The sequence below is a fragment of the Aestuariispira insulae genome, assembly GCF_003385955.1.
In the GTDB taxonomy this organism is placed as follows: domain Bacteria; phylum Pseudomonadota; class Alphaproteobacteria; order UBA8366; family Aestuariispiraceae; genus Aestuariispira; species Aestuariispira insulae.
Genome location: NZ_QRDW01000001.1, coordinates 910,209 through 925,899 on the forward strand (window position 1 = coordinate 910,209; position 15,691 = coordinate 925,899).

The window sequence follows — 15,691 nt, forward strand, 5'->3', positions numbered from 1 at the left end:
TCAACTTATCTTTTACTTGAACAAAATGTGAACAAAATAAATATCCATAAAATCATTATCCAATAACAACTGGTTAGAAAAGCCATGTTTTTAGCCAGCCCCACCGTCTTTACTCAAATTACTGCCCAAGACTACTTGAACAGCAGTAAATCCATACTCACGTTACTGTCGTTCCCATTGACCGACCTAGCTTTCCCATGATATCCCATAATAACCCAGTAGTGTATTTGTGGGGTGAAGTGCATCTGCCTTCATCCGGCTCCACTGGGACAGAGGTTCGGCATACCGCCGGGCATGACAGTTAAACCGGGGAAGAAATAGTCGCGATGGCCTTGTTTACAGGGACATTTGAAAACAAAGTGGACCAGAAGGGGCGCGTTTCCCTTCCGGCCGATTACCGCGACCTGCTTTCCGATAACGGCAACCGCAGCTTCTATATTTTCCCTTCTCCCAATGCGGACTGTCTGGAAGCCTGCGATGAAACCTTCATGCAGCGTGTCGCCGACAGCATCGAAGAACAGGCCGCCATGTTCTCTGAAGAGGAGCAGGGGCTCAGCTACATCATCTCGAACGCCAGGCGCGTTTCCTATGACAGCACTGGCCGTTTCGTCCTGCCGGCTGAATTTGCCGACTATGCCGGTATCAGCAACCTGGCAGTCTTTGTCGGCATGGCAGCCCGTTTCCAGATCTGGCAGCCCGATGCCCATAAAGCCAGCCTGCCCGACCGACGCAATCAGGCGCGCGGCCTGACATTGAAATTGAAACGGCCGGGAGCGGATCAATGAGTGACACCCAGATCCACAAACCGGTGATGTTACGTGAGGTCCTGGAAACCCTTGCCCCCACAGCAGGCGAGCGATATCTCGACGGCACTTTCGGTGCCGGTGGTTATTCCCGCGCCATTCTGGAGTGCGCAGATTGCCAATTAATGGCAATCGACCGCGATCCCGAAGCGCTCGCGCGGGCAAAACCGTTCCATGATGATTTTGCCAGCCGCTTTTCCATCCACGAAGGCTGCTTTGGCGACATGGCCGATATTGTCGATGACACCGGTGTCGGAAAACTGGATGGCATCGTGCTCGATATCGGTGTCTCCTCACCGCAGCTGGATGATGCCGATCGCGGATTTTCATTCCGGGAAGACGGTCCGCTGGACATGCGCATGAGCCGGGATGGCCTTAGCGCCGCCGATATCGTGAACAGTTGGAGCGAAGACGAGCTGACCCGGATCATCAAGGAATTCGGCGAAGAGCGTTTTGCCCGCAAAGTGGCGCGCGCGATCGTCCATGACAGGGAAGAAACCCCTTTCGCCACGACCCTGCAACTGGCTGGCCTGATCCGCCGCCTGGTACCGAAATCAAAGGACGGCATTGATCCGGCTACCCGCACATTCCAGGGCTTGCGGATTGCCGTCAATGACGAATTGGGTGAGCTGGACCGCGCGCTACAGGCCGCTGAAAACCTCTTGAAACCGGGTGGACGGCTGGTTGTGGTCTCTTTCCACAGCCTTGAAGACCGCCGGGTAAAAAACTTCCTGAAAGACCGCTCCAGCCGGGGCAGCGGGGTTTCCCGCTATGCGCCGATCACAGCAGATGAAGGAAAGCCCCCCTCATTCAAGCTGATCAACCGTAAGCCGATGAAGGCCGCCGAAGACGAGCTGAAGGAAAATCCCCGCGCGCGCTCCGCGCTGCTGCGGGCGGCTGTTCGCACAGACGCCCCCTCCAAAAACCCGGAGGGGACAGCATGAAGATCATCGCTTTTGCCATTTGGAGCCTGGCTGCTGCCACCGCCGGATACGCGCTATTTTATGTCAGCTATCAGGTGGAGGCGCTGGAACAGGAACTGGCGATACTGAACCGCCAGATCCTCAAGGAACAGGAATCCCTGCATGTGTTGGAAGCGGAATGGAGCTACCTTACCCGCCCGGACCGTTTGCAGAAACTGACCCATGAATTACTGCCGGAACTGACTCCGGTCACGGCGGAACAGTTTACATCCCTGGATGCCCTGCCCTACCGGACCAATACCAAGGAAAGCCCGCGCACCCGGGACGGCATGCCGATCCCGCCCATCGCCACGCCGGAACAAAAATCCCGCCGGGCCTCATATAAGGGGGGACAATGATGCGACGACTTTTGCAATCCATGGAAAACGCACGCTCCCGTCGGCAGGAACCGGTTGAATTCCGCACCCCCGCAGAACATGCGCTGCATGAAGAGGGCCTGTTCAAACAGGCCATCGAGACCGGCCGGACCCGCGTCCTGATCACCGGGGCTGTGATGGCACTTGCCTTTGCGGTCGTCGGGATTCGCCTGATTGACGTGACCGCCTTCAACAATCCAAGTGAACCACGCGTGACCCACGCGGTGAGTGCCAGTACGGTCAAGAAGGAACGGGCCGATATTGTTGATCGCAACGGCACGCTTGTGGCGACCGCCTTGAAAACGGTTGGCCTGTCGGCGGATCCAAAAAAAATCATGGATATTCAGGAAGCGGCCAGCAAACTGGCCGCTGTTCTGCCGGATCTTTCCGCCGCCGATATCGCACGCAAGCTTTCTTCGGACAGCCGCTTTGTCTGGCTGCACCGGAAACTGACACCTTATCAGCAATGGGAAGTGAACCGGCTTGGCATTCCGGGACTGGATTTCCGCACTCAGGAAACCCGTGTATACCCCCAGGGCAACCTAATGTCCCATGTGCTCGGCTTCACCAGCATTGACAATAATGGCCTTGCCGGCATTGAGAAAAAACTCGATCAGACCCTACGCAGCAGTACCCAGCCGTTAAAGCTCAGCGTTGATGTCCGCCTGCAGCATATCATGCGCCAGGAATTGCAGGCAGCGGTCACAGAGTTTGACGCCATCGGCGCGACCGGCATCATCATGGATGTTAATAACGGCGAAATCCTGTCCATGGTCTCGTTGCCGGATTTTGATCCAAACGACGCTGGTAAAGCGACAGATGATTCGCGCTTCAACCGCGCGACCTTGGGTGTTTACGAGCTCGGATCGACCTTCAAAATCTTTAATACGGCAGTCGCTTTGGACACCGGTACCGCCAAATTGTCTAGCCAGTTTGATGCAACCAAACCATTGCGTGTGGGACGCTTTGCAATTCGGGACTATCATGCCAAAAATCGCTGGCTTTCGGTCTCCGAGATCTTTATCTACTCCTCCAACATCGGTTCTGCGCGGATAGCGAACGAACTTGGCACAGCCAGCCAACGGGAGTTTCTCGCAAAACTGGGTTTCCTCACGCCTTCTTCGATCGAACTGCCGGAAGTCGGGCAACCGCTGTATCCGAAGGTTTGGCGGCCGGTCAACACCATGACCATTTCCTATGGCCATGGTCTGGCGGTGAGTCCTATTCAACTGGTCAGCGGTGTTTCTGCAATGGTTAACGGCGGCACTTTTTACCAGCCCACGCTGGTGCGATCCGATACAGACAGAAATGGCGAACGGATCATTTCTGAAAGCACTTCGAATGCCATACGGAAACTGATGCGTCTGAACAATATCGAAGGATCCGGCAAGGCATCCAATGCCAAGGGCTATCTGGTGGGGGGCAAGACAGGTACCGCAGAGAAAGTTGGCGCACGCGGCACCTATCGCAAAAAAGATCTTATTTCATCCTATGTCGCCGCCTTCCCAATGAACGCGCCGCGCTATGTGGTGTATGTCAATCTCGACGAACCGCGCGGGACAAAGAAAACCTTTGGTTATGCCACCGGCGGCTGGGTTGCCGCCCCGGCTGTCTCGCAAGTGATTAAGCAAATGGCCCCGATGCTCGGCATTCCGCCCCAGGATCCGGAATCGCCTGAAATTCGTCAGGCCCTTGCCATCAAATTGCCCAATCAGGGCAAAACACTGGCCTCCTTCTAAGAGGCCCGGAAAGACAGAAAAGAGAAATGAACGCGCAAAAGATCATAAATAATGTCCCCCTGACCGGGCTGACCGCAGACAGCCGCCAGGTACAGCCTGGCTATCTGTTTGCTGCGATCCCGGGCACTGTGGCGGATGGCGCGCGTTTCATCCCTGACGCAATCAAGGCCGGCGCACGGGCTGTTTTGGCGCCGCCCAGTGTTACACAAGAAGATGTCGGCCCCGATGTCGCTTTGTTCCATGATTCGAACCCACGCCGCAGGCTCGCCTTGCTGGCGGCTGAATTTTACGCGCCTCAGCCTGAAACCATGGTTGCTGTCACCGGAACCAACGGCAAAACATCTGTCGCCGACTTCACCCGCCAGCTCTGGCAAGCCATGAAGATCAATGCCGCCAGCATCGGCACACTTGGCATCCGCTATGCGGGATCCGACGGTGGGTCGGGCCTGACCACACCGGATCCGGTCGATCTGCACCGTGAATTGGGGGCGATGAAAGCCAAGGGCATCGATCATGTAGCCATGGAGGCTTCCAGCCACGGGCTGGATATGTACCGGTTGGATGGCGCGAAATTCGCCGCTGCCGCCTTCACCAACCTGACCCAGGACCACCTGGATTATCATGGGTCCATGGAAATTTACCGGGCCGCCAAGCTACGCCTGTTTGAAGAATTGCTGGCCAGCGGCGGCACCGCCGTGGTCAACAGCGCCGCCGCCGAGTTTGACCAGATCAGCAATATTGCCGCCGAACGCAAGCAACGCGTGATTGCCTACGGCCTGACCAACGGCCAGATCCGTTGCATCAAAATGGACCACCGCACCGATGGGTTCGACCTGGAACTGGATGTGATGGGTGAACGTTTCACAGTGGATTTCCCAATCCCCGGCACCTTCCAGGTGGAAAATGCGCTCTGTTCGCTGGGCCTGTTGATCGGCTGTGGGGAAAACCCGAAACATGCGGTCAGTCATCTAAGCCAGCTTTCCGGCGTGCGTGGCCGGATGGAACGGGTCGGCCGACTGAAAAATGGCGCCTCCATTTACGTGGATTACGCCCATACGCCGGATGCGCTGGCGACAGTTTTGAAGGCGCTGCGCCCCCATGTCGGCAATCGTCTGCATGCGGTTTTTGGCTGCGGCGGCGACCGCGACCGTGGCAAACGCCCCCTGATGGGGGCCGTCGCAGCCGAATTGGCCGACATGCAGATCCTGACCGACGACAACCCGCGTACAGAAGATCCTGCCGCGATCCGGGCCGATGTGATGCCGGCCTGCCCCGATGCCCTGAATATCGGTGACCGCGCCCAGGCGATTCATCAGGCTATCGCCGGGTTGGAACCGGGCGATGTGCTGGTCATTGCCGGGAAGGGCCACGAGCAGGGCCAAACCGTTGGAGACAAAATACTGCCCTTTGACGATGCCGACGTGGCACGTGCCGCCATCGCTGATTTGCAAGGAGGTGGCGGATGACGAGCCTCTGGACCGCGAAAAAGGCAGAAAAGGCAACGAATGGCAAAAGCACCGCCCGCTGGAAAGCTGGCGGTGTCAGCATTGACAGCCGGTCGATTACCAAAGGCGATCTGTTCGTTGCCATCGTCGGCCCCAACCATGACGGCCATGACTATCTGAAAGCCGCCGCCAAGGCTGGTGCGGCCGCGGCCATGGTGGATAAGGCGCATGCGAAAAAGCTGAAAAAAGCGCCCCTGCCCCTGCTGGTGGTCAAGGATACCCTGAAAGGCCTCGTAGATCTGGCCGCTGCCGCACGCAAACGGACAAAGGCGCGAGTCATTGCCGTGACCGGCAGTGTCGGAAAGACCGGCACCAAGGAAAGCCTGGCCAAGGCCCTGTCGTCCTTTGGACGCACCCATGCGACCCTCGGCAATCTGAATAATGATATCGGCTTGCCGCTGACCATGGCGCGCATGCCGAAGGATACCGAATTCGCGGTCCTGGAAATGGGGATGAACCATCCGGGAGAGATCGCTCCCTTAAGCGAACTGGCGCGTCCGCATATCGCCGTCATCACCACGGTTCAGGCGGTTCATCTCGAGTTTTTTGACAGCGTGCATGACATTGCCGATGCCAAGGCAGAGATCTTCCAGGGGTTGGGCAAAAAAGGAACGGTCCTGCTGCCGCGTGATCACCCGCTCTTTCATTATCTCCGCTCACAGGCGCTTTGTGATGGCGTGTCGGAAAAAAGCATCCTCGGTTTCGGCGCACATTGGGAGGCGGATATCCGGCTGGCTGATTTCGAAGCCAACACGGAAAAAAGCCATGTCGAGGCGGTTATCGGCTCGGACAGCTACAAATATGACCTCGCCATGCCCGGCCGTCATTGGGCGGTCAACAGCCTGATCGTGCTGGGTGTGGCCGAACGGTTCGGGCTTTCCGTCCAGCAGGCCGCCGATGCGTTGATCGAATTGAAGCCGAGCAAAGGCCGGGGCGCCCGCGCGCAAGTGACGTTGCCAAAAGGGGGCAGTTTCACCCTGATCGACGAAAGCTACAATGCCAGCCCGGCCGCCATGAAAGCGGCCTTCAAGGTGCTGGGCGAAAGTCATACCGGCGACGGTGGTCGCCGTATCGCGATCCTGGGCGACATGCTGGAACTGGGCGAAGCGGCCGCCGAATTGCATGCAGGCCTCGCACGCGACCTGGCTGCAGACAAGATTGATCGGGTCTATACGGTCGGCCCGGTCATGGCCCATTTGCGTGACGCCCTGCCCAAAACCAGGCGTGCCGCCTATGCGGAACGCAGCACAGAGATCATCAATACCGTTCTCCGCGCGATCCGTCATGGCGATGTCGTCATGATCAAAGGATCGCTTGGCACAAACATGGCCCCGATCGTCCAGGCGCTGCTCGCGCTGAACGAGACCGGCAAGAATAAGAAGAAGGACACAGCCGATGCTGTATAACCTGCTCACCCCGCTTGTTGATGATTATGGTTTCCTGAACCTGTTCCGGTATCTGACCTTTCGCACCGGCGGTTCCGTGATGACTGCGCTGGTCATCAGCTTCATCCTGGGCCCGAAAGTGATCAATTGGTTGAAAGCCAAGCAATGCGGTGCCTCGAACGTGCGTGAGGATGTTCCCGAAGGTCATCTGGTGAAGGCCGGGACCCCGACCATGGGCGGATTCCTGATCCTGTTGGCTGTCAGCATCTCCACCCTGCTCTGGGCGGATTTGCGTAATGGTTATGTCTGGATTGTCCTGCTGGTCACCATGGGTTTTGGCACCATCGGCTTTGTCGACGACTATCTGAAGCTCACCAAGAAAAATTCCAAAGGCCTGCCCGGCAAGATGAAGCTGATCTCCCAGATCGCCATCGGCGGGACAGCCGCCATCTGGTACAGCCAGATCACCCAGGATCCCATGGCAACCGGTCTGGCGCTGCCTTTCTTCAAGGATCTGCTGGTCAATTTGGGCTGGTTCTTCGTGCCTTTCGCCATTTTTGTCATGGTCGGTGCCTCCAATTCGGTCAACCTGACAGACGGGCTGGACGGCCTGGCCATCGTGCCGGTGATGATCGCCGCCACCTGTTTTGCATTGATTTCCTATCTGGTGGGCAACAGCATCTATTCTGGATATCTGCAGCTCCACTATGTTCCGGGCGCTGGTGAACTCACGGTTTTCTGCGGGGCGCTTGTTGGTGCGGGCCTGGGCTTCCTGTGGTTCAATGCGCCACCGGCCATGGTGTTCATGGGCGATACCGGATCGCTGTCCATGGGCGGTGCGCTGGGTGCCATTTCCATCGTCACCAAACATGAGATCGTGCTGGCGATCATCGGCGGGCTGTTTGTGTTGGAAACGGTTTCCGTGATTGTTCAGGTGGTTTCGTTCAAGACCACCGGCAAACGGGTTTTTGCCATGGCACCGCTGCACCATCATTTTGAAAAGAAAGGCTGGAAAGAGCCGACCATCGTCATCCGTTTCTGGATCATCGCCACCATCCTGGCCCTAATCGGGCTGGCCACCTTGAAGCTGAGGTAAGCGATTATGCAGGCCGCCCGGACATATAAAGATAAGAAAATCGCCGTGATGGGCCTGGGACGCGCAGGCCTTGGAGCCGTGCATGCTTTGTTGAAAGATGGCGCAGAGGTTCTGGCCTGGGACGACAATGAGCATTCCAGGGACCGCGCGCAAACCTTGGGGGCCACTGTCACCCCTCTGGCTCAGGCTGGTGCCTTTGACGATGTAGAAGCACTGGTTCTGAGCCCCGGCATCCCCCATACCCATCCCGCGCCCCACCCGGTGGCCGCCGCTGCCAAAGCAGCCGGCGTGCCGATCATTGGTGAGGTCGCTCTGCTGGCAGGCTATGCACCGAAAGCAAACTATATCGGCATTACCGGCACCAACGGGAAATCCACCACCACCGCCCTCATCGGCCATATCCTGCATCGGGCAGGAAAAAATGCTGAAGTCGGCGGCAACCTGGGCGTTCCCGCGACCGACCTGAAACGCCTAGACGCCGATGGTGCTTACGTGATCGAAATGTCTTCCTATCAGTTGGAATTATCCCCGATCCATTTCAAAATCGCTGTTCTGCTGAACATCACGCCCGATCATCTGCCCCGCCATGGCGGCATGGACGGTTATGTTGCGGCCAAGGCCCGCATTTTCGACGGCCAGGGTCCCGGCGATATCGCTGTAATCAGTGTTGATGACGACCGTTGCGCCGGTGTGGCGGAGGCCCTGACCCTGGGACAGCGCCGTGTGGTGCCGATTTCCTGCCATCATACCGTCGCAGGCGGGGTCTATGTGGACGGCGAAAAACTGATTGATGATTTGGACGGTGATACCAAACATGTGCTGGACCTATCCACCGTCACGACCATGCCCGGCAGCCATAACTGGCAAAATATGGCGGCGGCCTATGCGGTGGCGCGCCTGTATGGCGTCTCCGCGCGTCAGGCGACTGATGCCATTCTCGATTTCCCGGGCCTGCCGCACCGCCAGCAGATGATCGCCATCCTGGACCGGGTCGCCTATGTCAATGACAGCAAGGCCACCAATGCCGAGGCCGCCGCCAAGGCTCTTTCCTGTTATCCCGCAATCTATTGGATTGCCGGTGGCCAGGAAAAGGACGGCGGCTATGACATTCTGACCCCGCACCTCAAGAATGTGCGTCATGCCTTTCTGATCGGTGAAGGGGCGAAAAATATGGGTGCAAGCCTGTCGCCCCATATCACCGTCAGCCAGTGCGGTACCCTGGATACCGCCTTGAACGCCGCCCATGAAATGGCGCGTGAAAATGGCGAACGCGGCGCGGTTGTCCTGCTCTCGCCCGCCTGTGCCTCCTTTGATCAGTTTGCCAGTTTTGAAGACCGAGGCGCGTTTTTCTGTGATCTGGTACGCAAACTGCCCTGCCAGAACCGGCAAATGCTCGTTGAAGGGATCGGATCATGATCAATATCGCGCGCAATGACACATCGATCCTGGGCCGCTGGTGGTGGGAGGTCGATCGCTGGACATTGATGGCCATCGTGACCCTGGCCGGCTTCGGCGTCATGCTCACGCTGTTCGCCAGCCCCAGCGTTGCGGAACGGATCGGTGCGGACCCGCTCTTATTCGTGCGTAAACAAGCGACATTGATTGTACCGGCCCTGGTGATCATGGTCTCTGTCTCCTTGCTGAATCTGAGGAATATCCGCCGGCTTGCCATCGGTCTGTTGGGCATCACCGTGCTTTTGCTGTTGGCCACTTTGGCCTTTGGTGCGGAGATCAAGGGGGCCACCCGTTGGATCTCGGTCGGCGGGGTTACCATCCAGCCTTCTGAATTAGCCAAACCGGCCTTTGCCGTTGTTGCGGCCACGTTTTTCAGTGCCAGCCGCCTGGGAGAGGATATTCCCGGCTACACCATGGCGGGCGGCCTTTACATGGTCTTGCTCACCCTGTTGTTGTTACAGCCCGATGTTGGCCAGGCCTTCGTGCTTTCCGCCATCTGGTTCACCCAGTTTTTCCTGGCCGGGCTGCCAATGGTGCTGGTGATCGTTCTGGCCATCATCAGTGTTCTAGGCCTGATCAGTGCCTATTTTGTCTTCCCTCATGTGCAAAGCCGCATCGACCGGTTCCTGGATCCGGCGTCCGGCGATAACTATCAGGTCGAACAGGCCATGGAAGCCTTTCAAAATGGCGGCATCATGGGAACGGGCCCCGGCGAGGGCGTTGTCAAAAACAGCCTTCCTGATGGCCATGCGGATTTCATCCTGGCAGTGGCCGGCGAAGAATTCGGCCTGCTTTTCTGCCTGTTGATTGTCGGCATCTATGCCTTTGTTGTCTTACGCGGCTTTGCCCGGGTTCTTAACCGCAATGATCTGTTCGTTGTCCTGGCCGCGACAGGCCTTTTGGTGCAATTCGGATTACAGGCCCTGGTCAATATGGCATCAACCCTAAACCTTATCCCGACCAAGGGCATGACCCTGCCGTTTCTTTCTTATGGCGGTTCCTCCCTGATCGCGTTGGCGCTTGGCATGGGGATGTTGTTGGCCATCACCCGCACCAGACCGGGAGGCCAACGATGAGCAAATTAATCGCACTGGCGACCGGCGGCACCGGCGGGCATGTTTTCCCGGCCCAGGCCCTCGCGGAAGAGATGCAGGGCCGTGGCCACAGACTGATCCTGATCACCGATACCAGGGGCGGTGCCTATCAGGGACCGTTAGGCAACCTGGAAACCCATATTATCAGTGCCGCCGGCGTCTCCGGCCGTGGCAAGCTTGGCATTGTGAAATCCATTGCCAAACTGGGTATCGGTTTCTTCCAGGCCCGCAAGCTCCTAAAGCAGTTGCGCCCCGATGCTGTCGTCGGCTTTGGCGGTTACCCGTCCGTTCCGACCATGTATGCGGCAACATTGCTGGGCCAGCGGACGGTCATTCACGAACAGAACGCCGTTTTGGGGCGGGCCAACCGACTGCTGGCACCGCGAGTGGATCGGATCGCGACCTCTTTCGAATATACCTCCGCCTTGCGCGGGGCCGATCAGTCCAAAACCATCTGGACCGGCAATCCGATCCGGCCGGAGATTGCCGGCATTGAAAAAACACCCTATCTGCGCCCTGAACAGGATCAGCCGATTCATATCCTGGTCACCGGCGGCAGCCAGGGTGCAGCCATTTTTGGTGAAACCATTCCTCTGGCGGTTGGCAGCCTGCCGCCGGAGCTGAGGAGCCGTATCCGGATCACGCAGCAGGTTCGCCAGGAACAGTTGGATGAGGTCACTCAGCGCTACCGCGATCTTGGGATCCAGGCCGACCTGAAATCCTTCCTGGATGATATGCCGGATCAGTTAGCCAAAAGCCATCTTGTGATTTGCCGGGCCGGTGCCTCCACCATGGCCGAGTTAACCACAGCAGGGCGCCCTGCAATCCTGGTCCCCTACCCCTATGCGGTTGATGACCATCAAGCGGCCAATGCCGCACGGCTGTGCGATGCGGCCGGTGCCTGGATGATCCCGCAGGCGGATCTGACCGTCGAAACCCTTTCCAACCGATTGAACCAGCTGTTGGGCACGCCCCATACCCTGGCCAATGCCGCCCAGGCCGCCAAGCGCCTGGCCATGCCCGATGCCACACGGCAGTTGGCAGATCTGGTGGAAAGCCTATTGAAGAGCAACGGCCATGGCCCCGACAGCCATGACAGTAACAAAGTGAAAGAAGCCGCATGATGCAGATGCCCCTTACCATTGGACGTATTCATTTTGTTGGGATCGGCGGCATTGGCATGTCCGGGATCGCAGAGGTTCTGCATACGCTCGGCCATAAGGTCAGCGGTTCCGACATGAGTGACAATGCCAATGTGAAACGTCTGCGCGGACTGGGCATCGAGGTGATCGTCGGCCATGAGGCTGCCAATGTGGAAGGGGCGGCCGTTGTCGTGGTGTCCACCGCCATCCGCCAGGATAATCCGGAGTTGGTTGCCGCCCGGGAAAGCCTGATCCCGGTCGTGCGCCGCGCTGAAATGCTCGCTGAGTTGATGCGCTTGAAATGGTCGGTCGCCGTAGGCGGCACCCATGGCAAAACCACCACCACTTCACTGATCGCCCAGATGTTTGAAACCGCAGAAATGGATCCGACCGTGATCAATGGCGGCATCATCAATACCTATGGCACAAATGCGCGTCTTGGCCAGGGTGACTGGATGGTGGTGGAGGCCGATGAATCAGATGGTTCCTTCATCAAACTGCCGGCCACGATTACGGTTGTGACCAATATTGATCCAGAGCATCTGGATTTCTATGGCTCCTTCGACACCTTGCGCCAGGCCTTCCAGACCTATGTCCAGAATATTCCCTTCTACGGGTTTGCCGCTTTGTGCATCGACCATCCGGAGGTCCAGGCCTTGATTGGCAAAATATCCGACCGACGCCTGATTTCTTATGGTTTCAGCCCGCAGGCGGATGTTCGCGCCACCAATCTGCAATCTGATCCCTCCGGTGTAACATTCGATGTGACCGCTTCTGTTCGCGGCGAAGCGCCCCGCGAGTTCAAGGGCCTGCATCTGCCGATGCATGGTGACCATAATGTTCAAAACAGCCTGGCCGCGATCGTGGTAGCCATCGAAATGGGCCTGAGTGATGAGCAAATTGCCAAAGGCCTGGCCAGCTTCGGCGGGGTTAAACGCCGCTTCACCAAAACCGGAGAAGTGAACGGGGTCACCATCATCGATGATTATGGCCATCACCCGGTTGAGATCACCGCCGTTTTGAAGGCGGCCCGCGCTGCCACCCGGCGCAATGTGGTCGCCGTGGTCCAGCCGCACCGCTATACCCGGCTAATGAGTCTGTTCGAAGAGTTTTGCGCCTGCTTCAATGACGCGGATTCCGTGATTGTCGCAAATGTCTATGAAGCCGGTGAAAAGCCGATCGAGGGGATCAACCGGGATACTTTGGTTCAGGGGTTGAAAACCCGTGGGCACCGGAATGCCTTTGCGCTTCAGTCCGAAGACGACCTGCCGGAAATGATCCGCGACATGACGGAAGAAGGCGACCTTGTGGTCTTTCTGGGTGCCGGCACCATCACCAATTGGGCCCATGCCCTGCCCCAGCAGCTGGAAGAGCTCGCCAAGGGAGGAGACGCATCCTGATGGCCGCCCTAAAACAGAATGACAATGCCCGCCTGATTGAACGCCTACCGAAGGTGCGCGGCCGCTATGCGGAAGCAGCGCCCCTTTCCAAGGTCACCTGGTTCCGTGTCGGTGGACCGGCAGATATTCTGTTTAAGCCTGCCGATCTTGAGGATTTGCAGAATTTTTTGCGCAACAGGCCCACTGACATCCCCGTCACCGTCATTGGCGTCGGCTCGAACCTACTGGTACGTGACGGCGGCGTGCGCGGCGTGGTGATCAAGATGGGTGGCGATTTCGCCCGGATCACCGTGGATGGTGATGTGGTAACCGCCGGTGCGGCGGCCCTCGATCTCAATGTCGCCAAGACCGCAGCCAAGGAAGGCCGCGCAGGCCTGGAATTTCTGAGCGGCATTCCGGGCACGATCGGCGGTGCACTTCGTATGAATGCAGGTGCCTATGGCGCCGAAACCAAGGATGTACTGGAAACCGCCTTTGCCCTGGACCCGTCCGGGGAAATGCATGAACTGAGTGCCGCTGACATGGGCTTTTCCTATCGCAAAAGCAGCATTCCCGCCGACTGGATCTTTGTGAAAGCCAGTTTCCGCACCCAGCACGGTGACAAGGACCAGATCCTGACCCGAATGGAAGAAATCCAGAAAAGCCGTTCGGAAAGCCAGCCGATCCGCAGCCAGACCGGCGGCTCAACCTTCAAGAATCCGGAAGGTCATAAATCCTGGCAGCTGATTGATGATGCCGGTTGCCGGGGACTGATGGTGGGCGGTGCACAAATGTCGGAGATGCATTGCAATTTCATGATCAATACCGGTAACGCCACCGCCGCCGATCTGGAAGGATTGGGTGAAGAGGTCCGCACCCGCGTCAAAGCCAAAAGCGGTGTTGAGTTGCAGTGGGAAATCAAACGGATCGGGGAGGCCAGCCAATGACCAAACATGTTGCTGTCATCCTGGGCGGCTGGTCCGAGGAACGTGAGGTTTCCCTGGTATCCGGCGAGGCCTGCGCCAAGGGCTTGGAGGAAAAAGGCTATGAGGTCACCAGGATCGACCTAACCCGTGATCTGAAGGAAACGCTGGAAGCGCTCGACCCGAAGCCGGATGTGGTCTTCAACGCCCTGCACGGCCGTTACGGTGAAGATGGCACGATTCAGGCGGTCTTGGATTTGCTGCAGATCCCCTATACCCATTCCGGCCTGCTGGCTTCCGCCGTGGCCATGGATAAACCCATGGCACTGCGTCTGTTCCGTGCGGCCGGCATCCCTACGGCCGAGGGCATGATCGTTAAGCCCGAGGATCTGGGTCGCGGCGATCCCATGCCTCGCCCCTATGTGGTCAAACCGGCGCGCGAAGGCTCTTCGGTCGGTGTCTATATCGTGCAGGAAGGTGATAACGGCCCCGATTACAGCAGTTGGACCCTGGGTGACGCCCTTGTAGAAGAGTTCATTCCCGGCCTGGAATTGACCACCGCGGTCATGGGTGACAAGGCGCTGGCAGTGACAGAGCTGCGTCCGCTTGAGGGTTTCTACAGCTATGAGGCCAAATATACCGACGGCAAGACAACCCATCTCTGCCCGGCGCCGATCCCGGACGATGTGGCGAAACGCTGTCAGGACTATGCGTTGCGCGCGCACCGGATCCTGGGATGTCGCGGTGTCAGCCGGGCCGACTTCCGCTATGACGCGGCAAAGGACCGCCTGATCATCCTGGAAGTGAACACCCAGCCGGGCATGACGCCTTTGTCATTGGTCCCTGAACAGGCGGCCTACAAGGGGATTTCCTTCCCGGATCTGATGAAATGGATGGTGGAGAATGCCCAATGCGATGGCTGACCGATAAATTCTCACGCACCAAATCCAAGGCGTCTGCGAAAAAAGGTGGCCCCCGGAAAACTGCCGCAGGGGCCGCGAAAGGCCGCAAGCAGGTCCGCCGCCGGAATCAGCCAAAATGGCGCAAGCCTCTGATGATCGGCGCATCCATGAGCCTTCTGTTCGGCCTGACTGTCGGCGGATCAGCCTGGCTCTGGACCAGCGGTATCATTTCGGAAACCTGGAATGACACAATGGACGGCCTGCATGAGGCCAGTATCGATTCCGGCCTGTTCATTCGCGAGGTCTATGTGGTCAATCGGCAGCGCACCAGCCGCAAGGCCATCTTGCGCGCGCTCAATGTCCAGATTGGCGATTCCATCCTGGATTTTGACCCCGAAACCGCCCGGCGGGATATCGAGGCGCTGGGCTGGGTCCGAACGGCTACCGTTGAACGCCGCATGCCGGACAGAATTGTCGTCCAGGTGGAAGAACGAAAACCAGCGGCCATCTGGCAAAAGCATGATCAGTATTTCCTGGTGGATCTGGAAGGGGCCCTGATCAGCCAGCGAGATGTGAAACTGTTCCCGGACCTGAAGGTCATTACCGGTGACGATGCCCCGAAACATACCGCCCAACTGTTGCAGGTGCTCGCACAGGCCCCGCAGCTGGAAAAGCAAGTGGTTGGTGCGGTGTGGGTCGGTAACCGCCGCTGGAACATCCAGCTTGAAAATGATGTTTCCGTCAGGCTCCCGGAACAAGACCCCCATGCCGCTTGGAAACGGCTATCGGTCCTGATCAAGGAACATGAATTGTTAAACCGTGAAATCCGCGCCATCGACATGCGCCAACCGGATCGGCTTGTGATCCGGATGACCGATGTCGGGGCACAAAGACTAATGGCACCAGAAGAGGATACTTAATTTCCCGGC

Annotated in this window: 14 protein-coding genes; all 14 read left to right on the forward strand. The window is 58.0% G+C overall.

The features are described 5' to 3' along the window. The first annotated feature begins 326 nt into the window (after positions 1-326). The 14 genes from DFP90_RS04520 to DFP90_RS04585 are packed head-to-tail and all read left to right on the forward strand — an operon-like array spanning position 327 to position 15,682. Entirely contained in the window at positions 327-785 is a 459-nt protein-coding gene (locus DFP90_RS04520; protein ID WP_115935529.1) for a division/cell wall cluster transcriptional repressor MraZ, read from the forward strand. Next, entirely contained in the window at positions 782-1,747 is a 966-nt protein-coding gene (rsmH, locus tag DFP90_RS04525) for a 16S rRNA (cytosine(1402)-N(4))-methyltransferase RsmH (protein ID WP_115935187.1), read from the forward strand. Before DFP90_RS04520 ends, rsmH begins: the two co-directional genes overlap by 4 nt. Continuing rightward, positions 1,744-2,124 (forward strand): cell division protein FtsL, encoded by a 381-nt coding sequence (gene ftsL / locus DFP90_RS04530; protein WP_115935188.1) that lies wholly within the window; start codon positions 1,744-1,746, stop codon positions 2,122-2,124. Before rsmH ends, ftsL begins: the two co-directional genes overlap by 4 nt. Beyond that, positions 2,121-3,881 (forward strand): peptidoglycan D,D-transpeptidase FtsI family protein, encoded by a 1,761-nt coding sequence (locus tag DFP90_RS04535; RefSeq protein WP_245956961.1) that lies wholly within the window; start codon positions 2,121-2,123, stop codon positions 3,879-3,881. The genes ftsL and DFP90_RS04535 overlap by 4 nt, the downstream gene beginning before the upstream one ends. Positions 3,882-3,907: 26 nt before the next feature. Beyond that, the gene (locus DFP90_RS04540; RefSeq protein ID WP_115935189.1) at positions 3,908-5,347 is read left to right on the forward strand and encodes a UDP-N-acetylmuramoyl-L-alanyl-D-glutamate--2,6-diaminopimelate ligase; all 1,440 of its coding nucleotides are present in this window, start codon (positions 3,908-3,910) and stop codon (positions 5,345-5,347) included. Beyond that, on the forward strand, positions 5,344-6,792 hold the full coding sequence (locus tag DFP90_RS04545; RefSeq protein ID WP_115935190.1) for a UDP-N-acetylmuramoyl-tripeptide--D-alanyl-D-alanine ligase: 1,449 nt from the start codon (positions 5,344-5,346) through the stop codon (positions 6,790-6,792). The genes DFP90_RS04540 and DFP90_RS04545 overlap by 4 nt, the downstream gene beginning before the upstream one ends. Next, the gene (mraY, locus tag DFP90_RS04550; protein WP_115935191.1) at positions 6,782-7,867 is read left to right on the forward strand and encodes a phospho-N-acetylmuramoyl-pentapeptide-transferase; all 1,086 of its coding nucleotides are present in this window, start codon (positions 6,782-6,784) and stop codon (positions 7,865-7,867) included. The genes DFP90_RS04545 and mraY overlap by 11 nt, the downstream gene beginning before the upstream one ends. A gap of 6 nt (positions 7,868-7,873) precedes the next feature. Continuing rightward, a complete protein-coding gene (gene murD, locus DFP90_RS04555; RefSeq protein WP_115935192.1) occupies positions 7,874-9,283 on the forward strand; it encodes a UDP-N-acetylmuramoyl-L-alanine--D-glutamate ligase in 1,410 nt (469 codons plus the stop codon). After that, positions 9,280-10,398, forward strand: a complete 1,119-nt coding sequence (locus DFP90_RS04560; RefSeq protein WP_115935193.1) for an FtsW/RodA/SpoVE family cell cycle protein — start codon at positions 9,280-9,282, stop codon at positions 10,396-10,398. The genes murD and DFP90_RS04560 overlap by 4 nt, the downstream gene beginning before the upstream one ends. Then, positions 10,395-11,540, forward strand: coding sequence for an undecaprenyldiphospho-muramoylpentapeptide beta-N-acetylglucosaminyltransferase (murG, locus tag DFP90_RS04565; RefSeq protein ID WP_115935194.1), 1,146 nt, complete (start codon positions 10,395-10,397; stop codon positions 11,538-11,540). Before DFP90_RS04560 ends, murG begins: the two co-directional genes overlap by 4 nt. Next, positions 11,537-12,958: a UDP-N-acetylmuramate--L-alanine ligase gene (gene murC / locus DFP90_RS04570; protein ID WP_115935195.1), complete on the forward strand. Its 1,422-nt coding sequence runs from the start codon at positions 11,537-11,539 to the stop codon at positions 12,956-12,958. Before murG ends, murC begins: the two co-directional genes overlap by 4 nt. Continuing rightward, positions 12,958-13,884, forward strand: a complete 927-nt coding sequence (murB, locus tag DFP90_RS04575; RefSeq protein ID WP_115935196.1) for a UDP-N-acetylmuramate dehydrogenase — start codon at positions 12,958-12,960, stop codon at positions 13,882-13,884. Before murC ends, murB begins: the two co-directional genes overlap by 1 nt. Then, positions 13,881-14,783, forward strand: coding sequence for a D-alanine--D-alanine ligase (locus tag DFP90_RS04580; protein ID WP_115935197.1), 903 nt, complete (start codon positions 13,881-13,883; stop codon positions 14,781-14,783). The genes murB and DFP90_RS04580 overlap by 4 nt, the downstream gene beginning before the upstream one ends. Continuing rightward, positions 14,771-15,682, forward strand: coding sequence for a cell division protein FtsQ/DivIB (locus DFP90_RS04585; protein WP_181905187.1), 912 nt, complete (start codon positions 14,771-14,773; stop codon positions 15,680-15,682). Before DFP90_RS04580 ends, DFP90_RS04585 begins: the two co-directional genes overlap by 13 nt. Positions 15,683-15,691: the final 9 nt, after the last annotated feature.